Source organism: Paraburkholderia sp. (assembly GCF_047605525.1).
In the GTDB taxonomy this organism is placed as follows: domain Bacteria; phylum Pseudomonadota; class Gammaproteobacteria; order Burkholderiales; family Burkholderiaceae; genus Paraburkholderia.
The window spans coordinates 1-20160 of record NZ_JASGFN010000024.1; the positions used below are offsets into that span (position 1 = coordinate 1).

Consider the following 20160-nt stretch of genomic DNA (forward strand, 5'->3'; position numbering starts at 1 on the left):
CCCGCTTCCCCGTGCCCCGCTTCCCGGAGCACGAAAGAGCGGAATTCTAGCCGCCCCCGCCAAGACTTTCAAGTGAAATCCCTGGCTTTTCCTTAGGGTGCCTTTCCTATGCGGCCAGGCTTGTCCACGACCGGCGCTTTCACTTCAGATGTCAGGGCCTGGGCGACCGGCGCACCAATCGTCCAGTCATGCAACACGGTATAAGCGACCGCCAATAACGTCGGTCCGATGAAAACGCCGAGAAAGCCAAAAGCAAACGCGCCGCCGAGGATGCCCAGCATCACCAGAATCAATGGCATATCGCTATTCTTGCCAATCAGGATCGGCTTGATGACGTTGTCAGCCATACCGACGACCAGCACGCCCCATATGACCAGAAATATCGCCCAGCCCGTCGCACCGCCCTGATATAGCCAGATCGCCGCAGGCAACCATACAATGACCGGACCGCCCGGCACCACCGACAGAAAAAACGTCGCGAGCCCAAGCAGCGCCGGCGCTGGCACGCCCGCGATCCAGTAGCCAAAACCGGCCAGAACCCCCTGCACAAGCGCCGTGCCGAGAATCCCGTAGACCACGCCCTTAATCGTGCTGCCCGCCAGCGCTAACAAATAATCGGCACGCTCACCCGCAATACGCCGCATACCCGCATTCAACCAGGCGGCAGCTCCTTCGCCGCCGGTATAAAAGAAGAACGCAAGCACGATACTCAGCGCCAGCAACCCCAGCCCGTGAGTCACCGCTATCGCCGCTGCCAGAATCCACTTGCCGGCGGGCGCAGCGAACGTGTGCAGTTGCGCGATCAATTCCGAATTGCTACTGGTCACACGCTCCCAGAACGCTTCGATACTCGAACCGACTAGCGGGATTCGTCCCACCCACGCCGGAAGATCAGGCAAGCCGGATTCGAAAAGTCTTTGCACCAGCGCAACGATGTCGTGGACATGCGCACCAAAAGCAAAGCCCGCGTAAACGAATGGCCCAAGCACGACGAACAGGATGAGAAGTACGATCAGCGTGGCAGCCAACTTGCGCCGGCCGCCTATCGCGCCGACTAGCCGCCGGTAGAGCCCCCACGAGCTGTAGCTGAGAATGGCGCCCCACAGCAGCGCGGTCGTAAAAGGCGCCAGCACCAGCAACGAGCCGCCCACCAGGATAAGCAACGCGAATACAGCGGCAAGACGTTCGATCAGTTGGTCCGATTTCACGATGGATCTCCTATTGCGCCAGACCATGGCAGTCAATTGACATACGCCTGTCAGGCTCCCGCTGACCGCCGTCAGTATAGAAGCGAGTCGAGCGCCCGGGGGTGTCTTATACCATCCGGCCAGAACGATGTAAGCCCCGCATGACTGCTTGCGCAACAGGCTGTTTTTTTGGGATGAAAACACCCTAATCCATCCGGGATTGCCGACCAAACCGTATAACGGCCCGGAAAAGGCTAGAATATAAGGTTCCGTGCCCCCAATTTTTCCGGATTTATGCGCTCGCGAATCGCCAAACGTCTCCCTCCCGACGCCGACAAGCTCGTCGGTCTCTCGCTCGCGCTTTTCGCGTCGGGCAGCCGCACCGAAGATCGCTTCTGGGAAGCAAAGCTCGATGCGCTGCTGGCCAAAATCGTGCGCAACGCCAACCAGACGACGCTGGATGCCGCGCTCGATCATCTGCAGCAAAACCACCCCGACGCCTATGGCGCGCTCGCCGACATGGCGGAGACCCATAGCGAGTCGTTCGTCATCGAACATGAAGGCGTGTCTTATGAAGCGCTGCTGATCGCCGCGCCCGTGCTCGCCTGGACCCGCTACGTGATTCCGTCCGGTCCGCTCAAGGCCGACGCGGCTGATGCATTGCGCGCGCATCTCCAGGCGCACGTGCTCGCCGCGAACACGCGCGTCGCGATGGCGCCGTTCCTGTACAGCATCGACCAGTTGCCGCGCCATCATGTCGAAACGTGGCGCATCGCCCAGCAACTCGCACAGATGGCGATGAGCGGCGGCAACGCAAAGCTCAACTTCGGCGAACTGCCGGAAACCTCTCCGATTCTGGCCGACCCGCGCTTCCTGCTAGCCGTGGTCGCGGCGCCCGTGGGCGAGCCGACCTTCCGCTGGCAGGAAGAAGAGCACGGCAGCCGCATCGAGCGCGGCCAGTGTCTCGAACAGTGGGCTACGCAGGGCGGTGCCAATCTGTCGCTAGTGCTGCCCGGCTGCGAATTCGAATGCCTGCTGCCGGACGCGTACTACTCGGCTTGCCGCGACGCGGACGAAAGCGTGCGTCCTCACACCGTGCGCACCGCCGTGCGTTATCTATTTGACACAATTGGTGCCGCGCCGCAGGACCTGCGCGCGGTGGTCGCCGGCTTCGGCGAGAGGCGCATCGACGAATACCGCGTCGGCTTCACGCGCCGCGGCAGCAACGATGTGATCTACGGTGTCGTGTGGCCGCTCTACGGCCGCGAAAACAGCGAGCCGGGCATCGACGAAGAGCCGCAGGAAATCACCGCGGACGACCCGCTCGAAGAAATCGTCGCGCTGCTCAAGGAAACAGGCATTACCGACGTGCGCCGTCACGCGGGCCGCTTCGAGCCGGAATATTGCGACGACTGCGGCGTGCCGTTGTACGCGGACCCACTCGGCGAAATCGTCCATGCCGAAATGCCGGAAGACGCGGAGCCCGCACAGCCGCATTTCCATTGAGCATCGACGCAGACGTCAACGCGTTATCGCAAAAAAGCCCCGCCTTGCGCGGGGCTTTTTGTTCGCGTAGCTGCTCTTCCTATGCCTTTTGGCCAGCCGTCAAATCGAAAGGAATTTGTCATCATAGGCACGGTGACGCATCGCCGTGACGGAGTCAGACTCAAAAGTCGCGCAGGTGCGTCGCGCTATTTCGCCCGATACATCTGGAGACATGCATGCGCTTCTCGATTCTCAATTCAAACGCGGAACGACGTGATGGACTCAAAGCCTTGCTGCGGCAGATCGACCGGCTGGCGCGCTTTACCGAAGCCCAGGACTGGCGTCAGCTCGAACGCCCATTCAAGCGTTACCTGCCAGATCTCGTCGTGATCGACTGGCAGGACTGGATGTCGGTCGTGGATGCTCGCCAGTTGCTCAGCAACTATCCCGATATACGGATCGCCGTGCTCACCGACGGGACCTCGCCCACGCTCGTGCGCGCGCTGATGGACGAGGGCGTACTCGGCGTCGTGCCGCGCGATACCGATCCATGCCTGATCGTGCGCGCCTTCGAAATGGTGCTGCTCGGCGGTCACTACGTGCCGCCCGGCGCCTTGGCGCTCGATCCGCCGTTGCCTCCGGACACCACCATCCGCCCGTTCGACGAAAAGAATCCGCCGCCACGTCGCAACAGACTCTCGAGCGGACTGTCGCCCCGACAGCAGCAGATCATGCGCTGCGTTCATATGGGCAGCACCAACAAGATGATCGCGCGCACGCTCGGCATTAGCGAGGGTACGGTCAAGATCCATCTGACCAGCATATTCCAGCAACTGGGCGCGCCCAATCGCGCCGCCGCGGTCGCGCTCTACAACGGCTGGCTGATGAACCATCTACAGGTCCTGCGCAACCACGGCGAGCACTCCGCGCGACCGGTGCCGATGGGACAGACAGGCACGGTTGCGCTGCGGCGCGACAAGCACACCCGCTTCCGGTATCCGTTGCCCGCCAGCGACACGAGCACTGCCCTGCCGATGGCCGCGGAACCCACCGCTTCCTACAGTGACACACCGCCCCCGGGGCGTGCGCGAAAACCGGTGAAGCCGGGCTCGGCGTGACGCAAGGCGCCTCGCGTACAAACGTCCGCAGGTGGGCGCCCACCCAGCGTTGGCGGCGGCTGGCATGGAATCCGCTCACACCTTTTCTCGTCCAACGAGTAATATGAACACATGGGTTTCCTCTACACACCGCTTCCGTTCTGGGTCGCTGTCGGTGGCTGGATCGCCACCGCGATGGTGGTCGCGCTCGCGCTGTGGAAGAATCCTTTCAAAAGACTTCAGGACGGCACGCTCCAGCATGTCTGGCTCGCGATCATCGTTGCGCTATCGGTGCTGTGGGCGAGCAATGCATGGCTCGACGACGGCACCGTCATGCATCTGCTCGGCGCAACGCTCGTCGTCACGCTATTCGACTGGGGACTCGCGCTGATCGCGATGGCGGTGATCACGGGCCTTGCCGCCGTCGTCTTCGACGCGCCGTGGCAAGGCATCGCGTTGACGTTCCTCGTGTACGGCGCGCTGCCCGTCGGCATCTCCACCTTGCTCCAGCGCATCTGCACTGCGTGGCTGCCGCGCAATCTCTTCATGTTCATCTTCGGCCAGGGCTTCGTTTCACCGGCCATTGCAGGCTCGCTGACCGCCGCCGCGGCGCTCGGCGTTCATGTCGCGCTCGCCGGTGGTTCGCCAACCGTGGTGCCGGCCGGCTATGCGCTCAGCGTGCTTCTGCTCGCCACCGGCGAAGCGTGGTTCACCGGCATGGCGACGGCGCTGATCGCGGTTTACCGTCCCGCGTGGGTCACCACCTACGACGTGCGGCGTTATCGCCTGGGCGGCCCCCGCACCTGAGAATTCGCGCTTCGGCGTCACGCCACGCGCATCTGTGGTGATAATCACCGAATGGTCGCCCGAAGCTCCTCGGGTGCGCATACCAGGACAAGACAAAATATTTGCCGCAAGATTGAACTCCACCCTTTCGCGATGCATCTTATTTGCCTCATATCCCCTTAGCGTCTGAAGAACCAGATGGATCGCACCAACGTACCGCGCCGATTGCTGCGGGTAGTCGGCCGGTTGGCAGCCTGCGCAGCGAGTCTCTCGCTCATCTGCACGGCTCCCGCTTTCGCCGATCAACTCGAGCAGCACAACGACCTCGTCAACAAATTCATCAACGAAATGCACGCGGACCCGCTCGTCGCGGACTGCGCCGCGCACGGCAGCTTTGTCGCAAGCACGTCGACCGCGTTCGACCATGTCGAATTCCCCCCTAGTTCGTTCGACAGCGCCCACTCGTCCGTCACGCCCTGGAACGATTCGTTCGACGAAGGCAAGCAGCGCGTCAAGGTAGACAGCATCGTCACTGTCGAAGGCATCGGCGTGCGCCAGAACGGCTCGGACGACCCGGCCGACCTGAAATTCCGTTGCGGCTACGTCGGGCCGCAGATGCTCGCGTTCAGTTGGAACGATCCGGTACCGCCGAACCGGGCGCACAGCGGATCGTCGGGCAAGCATAAAGGCAAGGGCAAGCATGCGGCGGGTAGCAAGACGACGAAGAAGTCATCGAAGGCAAGCTCGGGTAAATCGACAACCAGGAAAAAGACCCAGTGACGCGCAGGCGCGAATTGACTCGTGCCACCGGCCAATCCGTCGTCCCAATAAAAAGAGGCACGTACATTTTCTGTGCGTGCCTCTTTTTTTACGCGTGTCGCTCCGCTTTTCTCAAGCGAACGCCTCCACGTGACGCAGGATCGCCTGCAGCATCGCCGCACCAAGCGACGCACTGCGCTCGCCGTTCCAGCCCACCCGTTCGTCGGGCAAATTGGCGTTGTCCTTGAACGGCATTTCCAGCGTCAACGACAGGCAGCCGAATTCGTTACCGATGTATTTCGACGCGAGCTTCAGCGCATCCTCGCGATACTTGCTCGCGGCATAGCCATACTTGTCCTGAAAATCGGGGCTCGCATGCCTGAACGCTTCGACAAACGCCTTCTGCTCGCGTCCCTGCCGCTCGGTGAAGCCCGGCAACATTTCGGAGCCCGCGACGAACACGTAGGGGAGCGCCTCGTCGCCGTGGATATCGAAGAACAGATCGCAGCCCGTTGCGTGAATCGCGTCGCGCACCACGAGCACCTCGGGACTGCGCGCGGCGTCCGGTTCCATCCATTCGCGATTCAGGTTCGCGCCAGCCGCATTGGTACGCAGATTGCCCCGCACGCTACCGTCCGGATTCATGTTCGGCACGATGTAGAACACCGCGTGATCGTAAAGCTTGCGCGCGACCGGATCTCCTGCCCAATCGCCCCAGCCCACGAGGCGTTTCACGAGCCCCTCGATAAACCATTCGGCCATCGTCTCGCCCGGATGCTGACGCGCGATCAGCCAGATCCTCTTTTTCGGCGTGGCGGCCGCCGCATCGTCCACGGGCGGCGTGGCGAGTGTGAGCAGCGAAATCGGCCGCCCTTCGACCGTCTTGCCCAGCTCGGTCAGCGACGCATGCGGCATCTGCTGCACAGCGCCGAGAAACTCCGAATGACGCTCCCCGCTATACGGCTCGAAATACGCGTAGTAGATGCTGTCGAAATCCGGCGTGTGATCGATCGTCAGCACGTTGCCGTCGTACGAGGTCGGCACGCGGAACCAGTTCACGCGGTCATAGCTCGCGACCGCCCGATAATCGCGCCAGCCTTCGGCGAACGCGCACGCGGCGGCGTTCTCGAAGGTCATCACGCAGCGCTCGCCCGCGCCGCCGGACAGGCGGAAATAGAACCACTGCGCGAATTCGGCGTGGCTGTCGGGCCGCACGCGCAGGCGGATATCGCCGGCGTCCTCGCAGGACAGCACTTCAATCGCGCCGGCGTCGAAATTGCTCGTAATCGATAACGTCATGAGGTTCTTCCCTGCTCTGTTCGCTGCCTTCAATAGCACGGCGGCACGTTCATTCAGCGATGCGGCGACGAAATACGTAGGTGGAATCGTTCGAAGCTTCGGCGCTGAATGCATAGCCTTCGGAGTCGAAGTCCCTCAATTGCTCGGGACGATCGAGCCGGTTTTCCACCGCGAAGCGCGCCATCAGGCCACGCGCGCGTTTCGCATGAAAGCTGATGATCTTGTAGCGGCCGCCCTTCCAGTCCTCGAACACCGGCGTGACGACGGGCGCTTCCAGCAGCTTCGGCTTGACCGACTTGAAGTACTCGCCCGACGCGCAATTCACGAGCACGCGCGAGCCCGCCGCCTTCTTCTTCAACTGCGCGTTCAACGCCTGCGTGATCCGCTCGCCCCAGAACGCGTACAGATCCTTGCCGCGCCGACTGGCAAAGCGCGTGCCCATTTCGAGCCGGTACGGCTGCAACAGATCGAGCGGACGCAACAGGCCGTAGAGGCCCGACAGCACGCGCACATGATTCTGCGCATAGTCGAGATCGGCCGGGGACAGCGTTTTCGCGTCGAAACCCTCGTACACGTCGCCGTTGAATGCGAGCACCGCCTGCTTCGCGTTGTGCGTGCCGAATTGCGGCGACCAGTCGGCGTAACGCTGGAAATTGAGGTGCGCGAGCTGATCCGAAATACCCATTAGCGACGCGATCTGCTGCGGCGACAGACGCCGCAGGCCGCTGATCAGTTCGGCTGCGTCGTCGACGAAATCGGGGATCGTATGCTTCCTGACGTGTGGCGGGGTGTCGTAGTCGAGCGATTTCGCGGGCGACAGAACGATTATCATAGAGGCTTGCATGCAGGCACGCCGTGCCTGACGGTCAAAGACGAAAGCCCGATTGTAACGAATGCCCGCTTCCCTCGCCTCAAGCGGCGCGCTGCGCGTCGTGCTCGATTCCAATGTGTGGATCGATATTCTCGTATTCGACGACCCGCACACGCGGCCGATCGCCGCCGCGCTCGAAAGCGGCGCGCTCGCCGCGCTGATCGATGCGCGCTGCCTCGCCGAACTCGCCTATGTGCTCGACTATCCGCAATTCGCGCATCGGCAGGTGGATAAAGCCGCCGCGCTCGCGCTCGTCGCGCGGCTCGCGCGGATGGTCGAACCGGCCGAGCCCGCCGGGGATGCGCGGCCGCTGCCCAGGTGCAAGGATCGCGACGACCAGAAGTTTCTCGAGCTGGCGCACGCGGCGCGGGCCGACTGGCTCGTGTCGAAGGATCGCGCGGTGCTGAAGCTCGCCAAACGGATCGCGCGCGATTTCGGCTTCCAGATCGCACAACCCGCGCCGTTCGTCGCGGCCGCGGGCATTGCGCGGAACGTCGGCGGCGAGTCCGTTACCGTGTGAATCCCGGCCACCCATGTTGCATTCCACGTCCTGGCGAATCACTTCGGCTCATTCCGCCCTGGCCGGACGGCCAACGTGAAACCGGCAGCGCGCACGGCGCGCCGCGATTCCCTACAATCAGGCTTCGCCCTTCGCAACGATCTCCCGAGAACCGGGTCAACCATCGCCAATCCGACGCCATGAATGCACCGCACGACACGCCCACGAGCCCCACGTTTCCGTCTCGCCTGCCCGACGTCGGCACGACGATTTTCACCGTGATGAGCGCGCTCGCCGCGGAAAAGGGCGCGGTGAACCTCGGTCAGGGCTTTCCCGACTTCGCCTGCGATCCGCGCATCGTCGACGCGGTCGCGAACGCGATGCGCGACGGCCATAACCAGTACCCGCCGATGGCTGGCGTGATGCCGCTGCGTCAGGCGATTTCGGACAAAATCGCCAACCTGTATGGCCGCCGCTACGACGCGACGGGCGAAATCACCGTGACGGCGGGTGCCACGCAGGCGCTGCTGACTGCGATTCTCTGCACCGTGCACCCGGGCGACGAAGTGATCGTGGTTGAGCCGACCTACGACAGCTACCTGCCGTCGATCGAACTGGCGGGCGGCAAGCCTGTCTTCGTCACACTGGAGGCACCCGATTACGCAATCCCGTTCGACAGACTCGCCGCCGCGATCACGCCGAAAACACGGCTCATCATGATCAACACGCCGCACAATCCGACCGGCACGGTCTGGCGCTCGGAAGACATGCGCAAGCTCGAGGAGATCGTGCGCGGCACCAACGTGCTGATCCTGTCCGACGAGGTGTACGAGCACATGGTCTATGACGGCGCGCCGCACGAAAGCGTCGCGCGTTATCCGGAACTCGCGCAACGCAGTTTCGTGGTGTCGAGCTTCGGCAAGACCTATCACGTAACGGGCTGGAAGGTCGGCTACGTGGCCGCGCCGGCCGCGCTCACCGCCGAGTTCCGCAAGGTGCACCAGTTCAACGTATTCACCGTCAATACGCCGATGCAGATCGGCCTCGCCGATTACATGAAGGACCCGGCACCCTATCTGGACCTGCCGGCGTTCTATCAGAAGAAGCGCGACTTCTTCCGCGAGGGCCTCGCGAATTCGCGCTTCAGGCTGTTGCCGTGCACGGGCACCTATTTTCAGTGCGTCGATTACTCGGCGATCAGCGATCTGCCCGAAGCCGAATTCGCGCAATGGCTGACCGGCGAGATCGGCGTCGCGGCCATTCCGGTCTCGGCGTTCTATCACGAGGCGCACGAGTCGGGCGTGGTGCGCTTCTGCTTCGCGAAACAGGAAAGCACGCTCGCCACCGCGCTCGAGCGGCTCGCGCGGCTCTAGGATGTCCGGCGCGATGTCACGAACGAACCCACGTTCCCTGCCATCGCGCACCGCCGCATGGGTGTGCGCCGCACGCTCATGCGCGTTCCAGCGAACGCACTTCAGCACATCAGGACGAGCGCGACGCCGCGATATAGGCCTTGCGATCGTCGGTCACGCGCTGCGCCGCCGGCCGTGCGTTGATCGTCTTCACGTAGCTCTTCCAGTCGATCCCCGCATCGAGCAGAAAATCGCGGCCGTAAATGGTTTGCGTCGCCATGCCCACGAGCGGCAGGCTCACGTAGCCGGCGGTATCCGCGACGCTGAACTGCTCGCCGCACAGATACGGCGCGAACTTCGCGATCCGCTTGAAGCCGGCGATGTGATGCACGAGCAGTTTCTCGACGCGCCCCTTGGTCGCATCGCTCACCGTGCCGCCGAAAAACGCTTCCTTGTACAGATTGCGCACGGTCAATTCGAGATGCACGTCGACGAAAAAGATCATTTCGCGCTCCTTGGCCGCCTGCCACGGGTCGGCGGAGAAGATCCACTTGTCGGGAAAGCGCGCGGCGAGATATTCGACGATGCATTGCGATTCGCACAGGTCGCCATGCTCGGTTTGCAGATAAGGCACTTTGCCAAGCGGCGAATGCGCGAGCAGGGCCTCGTCCTGACTCGGCTTCACGAGCACTTCATCGAACGCGATATCGTGCTCGAGCAGCACGAATTTGACCTTGTTGTAATAGTTCGAGAGCGCGAAACCGTACAGCTTGATCATCGGATGTCTCCTTTCACGTTGTATGAGACCGCGCGTCAAAGTCGAAGCAGCGGCTCTCGATCAAATCATCCAGTAAATTGCACGATCGTGCTATTCTAAAATAACCATGGAGTCGGGCATCACAATGAACTCTCGCAATTTCAGCATCGAGACCATCGGCATCGTCGGCACCGGCGCAATGGGCCGCGGCATCGCGCAGATCGCCGCGCTCGCGGGCCTCTCCGTGCGTCTGTACGATACCAATGCGGCCGCGGTCGGCGCCGCGCGCGACTATCTCGCGGAGACTTTCTCCAAATTGACGGCCAAAGGCAAGCTCGAGCAGTCGCGCTCGCTCGCCGCGCTCGCGAACGTGAGCGGCGTGCAGAACATTGCCGAGCTGGCCGGCTGCGATCTGGTCGTCGAGGCGGTCGTCGAAAAACTCGACGTGAAGCAGGCGCTCTTTCGCGAACTCGAAACCATCGTGAGCGGGCGCTGCATCCTCGCGTCCAATACCTCTTCCCTGTCGATCACCGCAATTGCCGCGGGCTGCACCGATCCGTCCCGCGTGGTCGGCTATCACTTCTTCAACCCGGTACCGCTGATGAAGGTCGTCGAAGTGATCGACGGTCTGCGCAGCGACCCCGCGGCCGGCGACGCACTGATGGAACTCGCGTGCCGCCTGGGCCACACGCCGGTGCGCGCGAAGGACATGCCCGGCTTCATCGTCAATCACGCGGGCCGCGGTATGAATACCGAGGGCCTGCGCGTGGCGGGCGAAGGCATCGCGAGCTTTGCCGACATCGATCGGATCATGCGCGAGCAGGCCGGCTTCCGCCTCGGGCCGTTCGAGCTGCTGGACCTGACCGCGCTCGACGTATCGCATCCGGTGATGGAGTCGATCTATCACCAGTTCTATGAAGAGCCGCGTTACACGCCGTCGCCGATCACCGGCACGCGGCTGATGGGCGGACTGCTCGGCCGCAAGACCGGCGAAGGTTTCTATCGCTACGTGGACGGCAAGCAGCAGATACCCGCCGAAGCGCCCGCGCCGAGCGCGCTGCCGCCAGGCGTGTGGGTCAGCAGGCGCCATCCGCGGGCGTACGAAGCCGTCGTGCAACTCATCGGCAACGCGGGCGTGAAGCTCGACGAAGGCGCGACGCCCGCCGCGAATTCATTGATCGTCGTCACGCCGTTCGGTCACGACGCGACCACGGCCGCGGTCGACGAAGCGCTCGACGCGAGCCGCGTCGTCGCCGTCGATGCCGTCTTCCCGCTCGTCGGCGCGCAACGCCGCACGCTGATGACCACGCCAGCCACGACCCGCGCCGCACGCGATAGCGCGCATGCGCTGTTCGCCGCCGATGGCGTGCCGGTCACGGTAATCCGCGATTCGACCGGCTTCGTCGCGCAACGCGTGATCGCGACGATCGTCAACATCGGCTGCGACATCGCGCAACAGAGAATCGCGACGCCGGACGATATCGATCTCGCCGTAACACTCGGCCTCGGCTATCCGCGCGGGCCGCTCGCGCTCGGCGACGCGCTCGGCGCCAGCACCATCCTGATGATCCTGCGCAACATGTTCAGCGTGCTCGGCGATCCGCGCTACCGTCCGTCGCCGTGGCTCGCGCGGCGCGCGCAGCTCGGCCTGTCGCTGACCCAGCGCGACGCGGCGGATCTTCAGGAGACTCAACCATGAGCGCCCAACTGCTCGCTTCGCGCCCCACCGGCAGCGAATCCACGCTGGTCCTCACGCTGTCGAACCCCGGCGCTCGCAACGCGCTGCATCCGGACATGTATGCGGCCGGTATCGAGGCCTTCGACACCGTCGAGCGCGATCCGTCGATCCGCGCCGTGGTGATCGCCGGCGCCGACAACTTCTTCTGCTCGGGCGGCAATCTGAACCGTCTGCTCGAAAACCGCGCGAAAGATCCTTCCGTGCAGGCCGAAAGCATCGACCTGCTCGGTCAATGGATTTCGGCGCTACGGCTGTCGTCGAAACCCGTGATCGCCGCTGTCGAAGGCGCGGCGGCCGGCGCGGGCTTTTCGCTTGCGCTCGCCTGCGATCTGATCGTCGCCGCGGACAATGCCAAATTCGTGATGTCCTACGCGCGCGTCGGCCTGACGCCCGACGGCGGCGGCTCGTGGTTCCTTGCGCAGGCGCTGCCGCGCCAACTGGCCACCGAAGTGCTGATCGAAGGCAAGCCGATCGGCGCCACGCGTCTGCACGAACTCGGCGTCGTGAACCGGCTCGCCAAACCCGGCATTACACTCGACGGCGCGCTCGCCTGGGCCGACGAGCTGGGCGCGATTTCGCCCAATTCGGTTGCGCGCATCAAGGGGCTGATCGCCGCGGCCAACACGCAATCGCTCGCGGATCACCTGGTCGCGGAGCGCGACAGCTTCGTCGCGTCGCTGCATCACCGCGACGGCCTCGAAGGCATCACCGCGTTCCTCGAAAAGCGCGCGCCAATCTATAAATAAGCGACGAGTGAGCCGCCCGACATGCCCGACTACCAACTGCCGAAACGCCGCCGCATCTTCCTGATGCGCCACGGCGACGTCACTTACTTCGACGACTCCGGCCGCGCGATCGACCCGGAAACCGTGCCGCTGAACGCGAACGGCCGCGAGCAGGCCAGCGCCGCGGGCCGCGTGTTCGCCGAACAGCAGGTGCGCTTCGATCGCGTGATCGTCAGCGGCTTGCCGCGCACGGTCGAAACCGCGCGGCGCGTGCTCGCCGAAACGGGCCAGCAGATCGAACCCGAGACCGAACCGGCGTGGCAGGAAATTCGCGGCGGCAAGCTCGGCGGCATTCCGGCGAGCGATATCGAGGCCGCTTTTCTCGGCGTGTTCGACGGCATCGTGCCGGAAAGCACGCGCTTTCTCGACGGCGAAACGATCGGCGAGCTGTTCGATCGCGTGCTGCCGGCCGTCGCGGCGCTGCGCGAGGACACGTCGTGGGACACCGTATTGCTGGTGCTGCACGGCGGCGTGAATCGCGCGATCCTCTCGCACGCGCTGACCGCCGGCGGGCGCACGTTCTTCGGCCATCTGGCGCAGGCGACCGGCTGCATCAACGCGCTCGACGTGGGCGCCGCGCCGCGCGACTGGGTGCTGCGCATGCTCAACTACTCACCGCCGTCGCCGCTACATCGCAACGTGCGCAACACCACGATGGAAATGCTCTACGCACAATTCATTCAATACCGGCGTAGCTGACACCGAACTGGAGAAGACACATGGCGCAGGCCACGCAGACCGGCGACCCCGCAAGCACACAGGACTACTCGGCCTTCGAGGGCACCCGCCCGGTCAACGAGCGGCAACGCTTCGACACCGACACGCTCGCCGCGTGGCTGGCCCGGCACGTCGACGGATTCGCGGGGCCGCTCACGCTCGAGCAATTCGCGGGCGGGCAGTCCAATCCGACCTTCAAGCTGATCACACCGTCGCGTTCGTACGTCATGCGCGCGAAGCCGGGACCCGCCGCGAAGCTGTTGCCGTCCGCGCACGCGATCGAACGCGAATACCGCGTGATGCGCGGGCTTGCCGGCACCGGCGTGCCGGTCGCGCAAATGCTCGCGCTGTGCGAGGACGAAAGCGTGATCGGCCGTGCGTTCTACGTGATGGAGTTCGTCGAGGGGCGGGTGCTGTGGGACCAGTCGCTGCCCGGCATGACGCCCGCTGAACGCGCGGCGATCTACGACGAGATGAACCGCGTGATCGCGGCCTTGCACAGCGTCGACGTGCAAGCCGCCGGTCTCGCCGATTATGGCAAGCCGGGCAATTACTTCGCGCGCCAGATCGGCCGCTGGAGCAAGCAGTATCTCGCGTCCGAGACCGAGCCGATCGACGCGATGCACCGGCTGATCGAATGGCTGCCGCGGCATATGCCGGCGGAAACGAGCGAGCGCGTGTCGGTCGTGCATGGCGACTACCGGCTCGACAATCTGATCTTCGCGCGCGACGAGCCGCGCGTGCTCGCGGTGCTCGACTGGGAGCTGTCCACGCTCGGCGATCCGCTTGCCGACTTCGCGTATCACTGCATGGCGTGGCACGTCGATCCGGCGCAGTTCCGCGGCATCGCGGGGCTCGACTGGGCCGCGCTCGGCATTCCGGACGAAGCGCAGTACGTCGAACGTTATTGCAAACGCACCGGCTTCGAGATTCGTGGCGACTGGAATTTCTATCTGGCGTACAACATGTTCCGTATCGCCGCGATCCTGCAAGGAATCATGAAGCGCGTCGTCGATGGCACCGCGTCGAGCGCGCAGGCACTCGATGCCGGCCGGCGCGCGAAACCGATGGCCGAACTCGCGTGGCGCTACGCGCAAAAAGTCAGCTAAACACAATGATGCGCCGGGGTCGCGCGCCCGGCCATGCGTCGTCCGTATGCAGTCCCCATGCCGGCTCGGGCGCGCGCTCATGCGTGGGCTTGCGCGCCTGGCCCCCAACATCATCCGTAGTCCGTTATCCGCGAGGTTTCAGATGAATTTCGATTACACCCCGAAGGTCCAGGCATTGCGCGAGAAACTGCTCGCCTTCTTCGACGAGTATATTTATCCGAACGAGCAGGCGTTCTATGCGGAGATTGCCCGCAATCGCCAGAACGGCAACGCATGGATGCCGACCGAACTCGTCGAGCAACTGAAGCAGAAGGCGCGTGATGCCGGCCTGTGGAATCTGTTCCTGCCGCAATCGGAGCGTGGCGCCGGGCTGACGAATCTCGAATACGCGCCGCTGTGCGAGATCATGGGCCGCGTGCCCTGGGCACCGGAAGTGTTCAACTGCAACGCGCCCGACACCGGCAACATGGAAACGATCGAGCGCTACGGCAGCGAAGAAAACAAGCGCGAATGGCTCGAACCGCTGCTGCAAGGGCAGATTCGTTCCGCGTTCCTGATGACGGAGCCGGAGGTGGCATCGTCGGACGCAACCAACATCCAGACCAGCATCGTGCGCGACGGCGACTATTACGTGATCAACGGTCACAAGTGGTGGTCCTCGGGCGCGGGCGATCCGCGCTGCAAGGTCTATATCGTGATGGGCAAGACCGATCCTGACGCGCCGCGTTATCAGCAGCAATCGATGATCCTCGTTCCCGCCGACGCCACCGGCATCACCGTGCACCGCCCGCTCACCGTATTCGGTTACGACGACGCGCCGCACGGCCATATGGAAATCACGCTGAACAACGTGCGCGTGCCCGCCACCAATATGCTGCTCGGCGAAGGCCGCGGCTTCGAGATCGCGCAAGGCCGCCTCGGACCGGGACGCATCCATCATTGCATGCGCCTCATCGGTCTCGCGGAACGCGCGCTCGAATTGATGGCGAAGCGCTCGCTGCAACGCGTCGCCTTCGGCAAGCCGGTCGCGGCGCACGGCGTCACGCAGGAACGTCTCGCCGAGGCGCGCTGCATGATCGAGCAGGCGCGCCTGCTCACGCTGAAAACCGCGTACATGATGGACACCGTCGGCAACAAGGGCGCGCGCGGCGAGATCGCGATGATCAAGGTGGTCGCGCCGAACATGGCGTGTCAGGTGATCGACTGGGCGATTCAAGCGCACGGCGGTGGCGGCGTCAGCGACGACTTCCCGCTCGCGTATGCGTACGCATCGGCGCGCACGCTGCGTTTCGCCGACGGCCCCGACGAAGTGCACCGCAACGCGATCGCAAAACTCGAGCTCGCGCGTCATATGGATGCGGGCGCGGCAGCGCGGGTGGAGATGCCGGTCACGCGGGTTTGAGGGGGGTGCGTCGCGTGGCTCGATGTGGACGCGACGGCCGAACGGTCATGGGTACTCGCGCTGCGCGCTCAGGCTCGACTCACAGTGCTGCCTGACGTCACGGCAAGCAGCATCGCGCGATCTATGCTCTAATTTTCGACATCGGCGGCGCCCTGTTTGCGGCGCCGCTTTCACGAATAAGGAGCCAGGATGATCGACGTCTATAGCTGGGCGACCCCGAACGGCCACAAGGTTCACATCATGCTGGAGGAAACCGGCCTCCCCTACATCGTCCATGCCGTGAATATCGGCGCCGGCGATCAGTTCAAACCCGAATTTCTCGCCATCAGCCCCAACAACAAGATCCCCGCGATCGTCGATTCCGAAGGCCCGAAAAGCGCCGACGGCCGGCCGTTCGCGCTGTTCGAATCGGGTGCGATCCTGATTTATCTCGCGGAGAAAACCGGCAGGTTCCTGCCGACCGATCCGGCCGCGCGCTATTCGGTGCTGCAATGGCTGATGTTCCAGATGGGCGGCCTCGGTCCGATGCTGGGGCAGACGCATCACTTCCGTGTTTATGCGCCCGAGCAGATCGAATACGCGGTCAACCGCTACACCAACGAAGCGCGGCGGCTGTATGGCGTGATGGATACGCAGCTCGGCAAGACGCGCTACCTCGCGGGCAACGACTATACGATCGCGGACATCGCCGCGTTTCCGTGGACGCGCTCATGGAAAAACCAGGGCATCGAACTCGATGCGCTCCCGAACGTGAAGCGCTGGCATGAAGAGATCGCGGCCCGGCCGGCGGTGGTGCGCGGCGTCGAAGTGCTGGCGTCCGCCCGCGCGCCGTTGATGGACGACAAGGCAAAGGAAATACTGTTCGGCGCGACGCAGTACGCGAAACACTAGTCCTTCGTTTTGGCGCCGGCGCGGGTCGCGCAAAAGAAAAGAGCGCGAGCGGCATGCAGGTGCCGGCTCGCGCTTTTTATTGCGCCTGTAATGTGCGAAAACGCTAGAAGTAATGCCGCGTGATGAATTCCGCGACGCACACCGGCCGCTCGCTGCCCTGCCGCTCGAGGGTCACGCCCCACACGACCTGCACGCCATCGTTATCCACGTCGGTCACCGATTCCACGGCGAATTTCGCGCGCACCAACGAACCCACCGGCACCGGCGACATGAAGCGCACGCGATTCAAACCGTAGTTGACGCCCATGCGCTGCACGAGCGTCACCATCTTGCCGAGCAAGGCCGGAATCAGCGACAGCGTCAGAAAACCATGCGCGACCGGGCCGCCGAACGGCGATTCGCGCAGGGCCCGTTCGGGATCGACGTGAATCCATTGATGATCGCCGGTTGCATCGGCAAACCGGTTGACCTTGTCCTGGTCGACCGTGAGCCACTCGCTGGCGAGCGGCCCGGCGCCGATCAGCGCCCGCAATGCTGTCGCATCGCCGAAACTCGCAGCCTGCGCCGCGCTCGCCGTCATGTTGCGGCCCCCGGATTGCGCAGACCGAACATGCCCTTCGAGCGCACCGTGATCACCGTTTCGCCGTGTTGATTGATGCCTTCCCAGCGCGTCGACACGATGCCGCGATCGGGCTTGCTCTCCGACACGCGCTTGTCGACCACGACGTTCATCATCGTGATCGTGTCGCCGACGCGCACCGGCTTCAGCCAGCGGATCTCGTCGATGCCGGGCGAGCCCATCGACGTCGAACCCGCCAACATGTTGCGCACGAGCATGCCCATCATCACCGAGCACGTGTGCCAGCCACTCGCCACGAGGCCGCGGAACGGCGATTCGGCCGCCGCGGCTTCGTCGAGGTGAAACGGCTGCGGATCGAACTTCTGCGCGAACTCGACAATCTCTTCACGCGTAAACGTGTGCTTGCCGATTTCCCGGCTCGTGCCGACTTCCATGTCCTCGAAACTGACTCCCATCGTCCACCTCCTTTATCCGTTGAACGGCCCGATCAGGCTTCGGCGAGCGCGAAGCCTGGCAGCGCGGCAAAGCGCGCAAGATGATGATCGACATCGCCGAGCGTGGTCTCGATGATCGCGAGGCGCTTGAACAGATGCGCGGCGGCCACTTCGTTCGTGACGCCCATGCCGCCGTGCAACTGAACCGCCTGCTGACCGACGAAACGCGCGGCCTGGCCGACCCGCACTTTTGCCGCGGAGATCGCGCGGCGGCGCTCGTCGGCGTTTTCATTCGTGTAGCGCATCGCGGCCAGATACGTGACGGAACGTGCCTGCTCCGCATGGATCAGCATTTCGACCATGCGATGCTGCAGCGCCTGGAAGCGAGCGATGGGCTGACCGAACTGCTGGCGCGTTTTCGTGTAGTCGACGGTGGCGAGGTTCAGCGCGTCGAGCGCGCCGATCGCCTCGGCGCACAGCAACAGCGTACCGTAGTCGGCGATCTGCTCGAGCGCCGCGGCGCCCGCATGTTTGCCGGCCAGCCGGCGCGCGGGCGCGCCGTTGAATTCGAGCGTCGCGGCGCGCTGACCGTCGATTGTGCGGTATCCGGTGAGCTCGACGCCAGCCGCGCCGCGTGCGACGACGAAAAGCGCGATCTCGCCAGCGAGCCGCGCCGGCACGATCCAGTGGTCCGCCTGTGCACCGTGCGGCACGACCGACTTCGTGCCGCTCAACGTCTGCTGGCCGCCCTGCCCGCTCGCGATCGTGGCGATGTCGAACAGGTCGTAGCGCGCGTGCGGTTCGTGAAAGGCCACGGCCAGTTTGCACTCGCCCCGCGCGGTCCGTTCGAGCAGCGCGGCGTCTTCGCCCTCGCCGGTGCCAGCGATGCGCAGCGCCTCGATGCCGACCGCGGTTGCCCAATACGGCTCGACGACCAGCGCGCGGCCGAGTTCCTGCATGACCACCAGCATGTCGATCGGACCGCCGTTAAAGCCGCCTTGCGCTTCCGGCACCGGCAATGCGGTCATGCCCAGCTCGGTGAACGCGGCCCAGTGCGCATCCGAGACGCCCGCTTCCGAACGCACGATCTCCTGGCGTGCCTCGAAGCCGTAGCTCTTTTCGAGGTAGCGACGCAGCGCATCGGCAAATTGCTGTTGTTCGTCGTTGAAAGTGAAGTCCATGCGCCGCTCCTCAAAGTCCGAGAATCATCTGCGCGATGATGTTCTTTTGAATTTCGTTCGAGCCGCCGTAAATCGACGTCTTGCGGAAGTTGAAATAGTACGCGGCAAGCGGCGCCGCATCGTCGTCACCGGCGAGGCTGTGCCCGCGCTCGCCTTCGAGGAACGGCACGTCGAATGGCGCGGCAAGCGGTCCGATCGCTTCGAACATCAGTTCGGTCAGCCCCTGCTGCACCTCGGTGCCCTTGATTTTCAACATCGACGCCTCCGGTCCGGGCCCGCGTCCGCCCGCTTCGTTGGCGACGACGCGCTGCACGGTGACTTCGAGCGCCATCAGTTCGATCTCGAGATTCGCGACTTTTGCGGCAAAGACCGGATCCTGTAGCAACGACTTGCCATTCTTCTTCTGATTCAGCGCGAGGCGCTTCAGAAATACGAGTTCGCGCTTCGACGCGCCGACCCTCGCGATGCCCGTGCGCTCGTGCCCGAGCAGGTACTTCGCATACGTCCAGCCGCGATTTTCTTCGCCGACCAGATTCTCGAGCGGCACTTTCACGTCCTCGAAAAACACTTCGTTGACTTCGTGATCTTCGTCGAGCGTAATGATCGGCCGCACGGTGATGCCCGGCGTTTTCATGTCGATCAGCAGAAAAGAGATGCCCTCCTGCTTTTTGGCGCCGCTGTCGGTACGCACGAGGCAGAACATCATGTCGGCGTACTGGCCGAGCGTGGTCCACGTCTTCTGACCATTGACCACGTAATGATCACCGACGCGCTCGGCGCGGGTACGCAGCGATGCGAGGTCAGAGCCGGAACCCGGCTCGGAATAGCCCTGGCACCACCAGTCCGTGCCATCGAGAATACGCGGCAGATAACGACGCTTCTGCGCCTCGTTGCCGTACTTCATCAACACGGGCGCAACCATCGACACACCGAAAGGCAGCACGGACGGCGCGCCAATCCGCGCGCACTCCTCTTCCCAGATATGCCGCCGGGTCGCATCCCAGCCCGGGCCGCCGTATTCGCGTGGCCACGCGACCGCGGACCAGCCGCGCGTACCGAGCAGCCTGTGCCAGCTCGCGAAATCTTCGCGGGACAGACGTTTGTGATTGAGTACCTTGTCGCTCAGCTCGCGCGGCAGATTCGCCTCGAGCCAGGCGCGGATGTCGGCGCGGAACGCCTCTTCAGCGGGGGAATAGTCCAGATTCATGCGTAGTGTCTCCTGGCCGCCACC

General features: G+C 63.8%; 20 protein-coding genes. 12 read left to right on the forward strand and 8 right to left on the reverse strand.

What is annotated here, in order from left to right:
- Positions 1 to 92 precede the first annotated feature (92 nt).
- Positions 93 to 1208, reverse strand: coding sequence for an AI-2E family transporter (locus QM685_RS28240; RefSeq protein WP_415121652.1), 1116 nt, complete (start codon positions 1206 to 1208; stop codon positions 93 to 95).
- Positions 1209 to 1481: 273 nt separating this feature from the next.
- Here QM685_RS28240 and QM685_RS28245 point away from each other — a divergent pair, with 273 nt between their 5' ends.
- The 4 genes from QM685_RS28245 (at position 1482) to QM685_RS28260 (ending at position 5335) form a co-directional block, all read left to right on the forward strand.
- Positions 1482 to 2693: a DUF2863 family protein gene (locus QM685_RS28245; RefSeq protein WP_415121654.1), complete on the forward strand. Its 1212-nt coding sequence runs from the start codon at positions 1482 to 1484 to the stop codon at positions 2691 to 2693.
- Positions 2694 to 2908: 215 nt separating this feature from the next.
- Positions 2909 to 3790 carry a LuxR C-terminal-related transcriptional regulator gene (locus QM685_RS28250; protein WP_415121656.1) on the forward strand — a complete coding sequence of 294 codons (882 nt, stop codon included), beginning with the start codon at positions 2909 to 2911 and terminating at the stop codon, positions 3788 to 3790.
- 111 nt (positions 3791 to 3901) lie between these two features.
- Positions 3902 to 4576 (forward strand): energy-coupling factor ABC transporter permease, encoded by a 675-nt coding sequence (locus QM685_RS28255; protein WP_415121658.1) that lies wholly within the window; start codon positions 3902 to 3904, stop codon positions 4574 to 4576.
- Positions 4577 to 4753: 177 nt separating this feature from the next.
- Positions 4754 to 5335: a BspC domain-containing protein gene (locus tag QM685_RS28260; protein WP_415121660.1), complete on the forward strand. Its 582-nt coding sequence runs from the start codon at positions 4754 to 4756 to the stop codon at positions 5333 to 5335.
- Between the two features lie 111 nt (positions 5336 to 5446).
- On the opposite strand, the gene QM685_RS28265 is transcribed toward QM685_RS28260, so the two are convergent.
- Both QM685_RS28265 and yaaA read right to left on the reverse strand, forming a co-directional pair.
- Positions 5447 to 6613 carry a M14-type cytosolic carboxypeptidase gene (locus QM685_RS28265; protein WP_415121662.1) on the reverse strand — a complete coding sequence of 389 codons (1167 nt, stop codon included), beginning with the start codon at positions 6611 to 6613 and terminating at the stop codon, positions 5447 to 5449.
- A gap of 49 nt (positions 6614 to 6662) precedes the next feature.
- Positions 6663 to 7445 (reverse strand): peroxide stress protein YaaA, encoded by a 783-nt coding sequence (gene yaaA, locus QM685_RS28270; RefSeq protein WP_415121664.1) that lies wholly within the window; start codon positions 7443 to 7445, stop codon positions 6663 to 6665.
- A 61-nt stretch (positions 7446 to 7506) separates the two neighbouring features.
- On the opposite strand from yaaA, the gene QM685_RS28275 reads away from it, so the two are divergent.
- The gene (locus QM685_RS28275) at positions 7507 to 8004 is read left to right on the forward strand and encodes a putative toxin-antitoxin system toxin component, PIN family (RefSeq protein WP_415121666.1); all 498 of its coding nucleotides are present in this window, start codon (positions 7507 to 7509) and stop codon (positions 8002 to 8004) included.
- Between the two features lie 179 nt (positions 8005 to 8183).
- On the forward strand, positions 8184 to 9356 hold the full coding sequence (locus QM685_RS28280) for a pyridoxal phosphate-dependent aminotransferase (protein WP_415121668.1): 1173 nt from the start codon (positions 8184 to 8186) through the stop codon (positions 9354 to 9356).
- A 109-nt stretch (positions 9357 to 9465) separates the two neighbouring features.
- Here QM685_RS28280 and QM685_RS28285 read toward each other — a convergent pair whose 3' ends face one another.
- On the reverse strand, positions 9466 to 10113 hold the full coding sequence (locus QM685_RS28285; protein ID WP_415121670.1) for a glutathione S-transferase: 648 nt from the start codon (positions 10111 to 10113) through the stop codon (positions 9466 to 9468).
- 124 nt (positions 10114 to 10237) lie between these two features.
- On the opposite strand from QM685_RS28285, the gene QM685_RS28290 reads away from it, so the two are divergent.
- From QM685_RS28290 to QM685_RS28315, 6 genes are all read left to right on the forward strand, one after another.
- A complete protein-coding gene (locus tag QM685_RS28290; protein WP_415121672.1) occupies positions 10238 to 11791 on the forward strand; it encodes a 3-hydroxyacyl-CoA dehydrogenase in 1554 nt (517 codons plus the stop codon).
- Positions 11788 to 12576 (forward strand): oxepin-CoA hydrolase, alternative type, encoded by a 789-nt coding sequence (locus tag QM685_RS28295; protein ID WP_415121674.1) that lies wholly within the window; start codon positions 11788 to 11790, stop codon positions 12574 to 12576. The genes QM685_RS28290 and QM685_RS28295 overlap by 4 nt, the downstream gene beginning before the upstream one ends.
- A gap of 21 nt (positions 12577 to 12597) precedes the next feature.
- Complete coding sequence (locus QM685_RS28300) at positions 12598 to 13314, forward strand: histidine phosphatase family protein (protein WP_415121676.1); 717 nt, start codon at positions 12598 to 12600, stop codon at positions 13312 to 13314.
- Positions 13315 to 13334: 20 nt separating this feature from the next.
- Positions 13335 to 14441 (forward strand): phosphotransferase, encoded by a 1107-nt coding sequence (locus tag QM685_RS28305; RefSeq protein WP_415121678.1) that lies wholly within the window; start codon positions 13335 to 13337, stop codon positions 14439 to 14441.
- 142 nt (positions 14442 to 14583) lie between these two features.
- Positions 14584 to 15843, forward strand: coding sequence for an acyl-CoA dehydrogenase family protein (locus QM685_RS28310; protein ID WP_415121680.1), 1260 nt, complete (start codon positions 14584 to 14586; stop codon positions 15841 to 15843).
- Between the two features lie 189 nt (positions 15844 to 16032).
- Positions 16033 to 16734 (forward strand): glutathione binding-like protein, encoded by a 702-nt coding sequence (locus tag QM685_RS28315; RefSeq protein WP_415121682.1) that lies wholly within the window; start codon positions 16033 to 16035, stop codon positions 16732 to 16734.
- Between the two features lie 103 nt (positions 16735 to 16837).
- On the opposite strand, the gene QM685_RS28320 is transcribed toward QM685_RS28315, so the two are convergent.
- The 4 genes from QM685_RS28320 to QM685_RS28335 are packed head-to-tail and all read right to left on the reverse strand — an operon-like array spanning position 16838 to position 20136.
- A complete protein-coding gene (locus QM685_RS28320; RefSeq protein ID WP_415121684.1) occupies positions 16838 to 17314 on the reverse strand; it encodes a MaoC family dehydratase in 477 nt (158 codons plus the stop codon).
- On the reverse strand, positions 17311 to 17769 hold the full coding sequence (locus QM685_RS28325) for a MaoC family dehydratase (RefSeq protein WP_415121686.1): 459 nt from the start codon (positions 17767 to 17769) through the stop codon (positions 17311 to 17313). Before QM685_RS28325 ends, QM685_RS28320 begins: the two co-directional genes overlap by 4 nt.
- 32 nt (positions 17770 to 17801) lie before the next feature.
- Complete coding sequence (locus QM685_RS28330; RefSeq protein ID WP_415121688.1) at positions 17802 to 18929, reverse strand: acyl-CoA dehydrogenase family protein; 1128 nt, start codon at positions 18927 to 18929, stop codon at positions 17802 to 17804.
- 10 nt (positions 18930 to 18939) lie between these two features.
- Positions 18940 to 20136 (reverse strand): acyl-CoA dehydrogenase family protein, encoded by a 1197-nt coding sequence (locus tag QM685_RS28335; RefSeq protein ID WP_415121690.1) that lies wholly within the window; start codon positions 20134 to 20136, stop codon positions 18940 to 18942.
- Between the last annotated feature and the right edge of the window lie 24 nt (positions 20137 to 20160).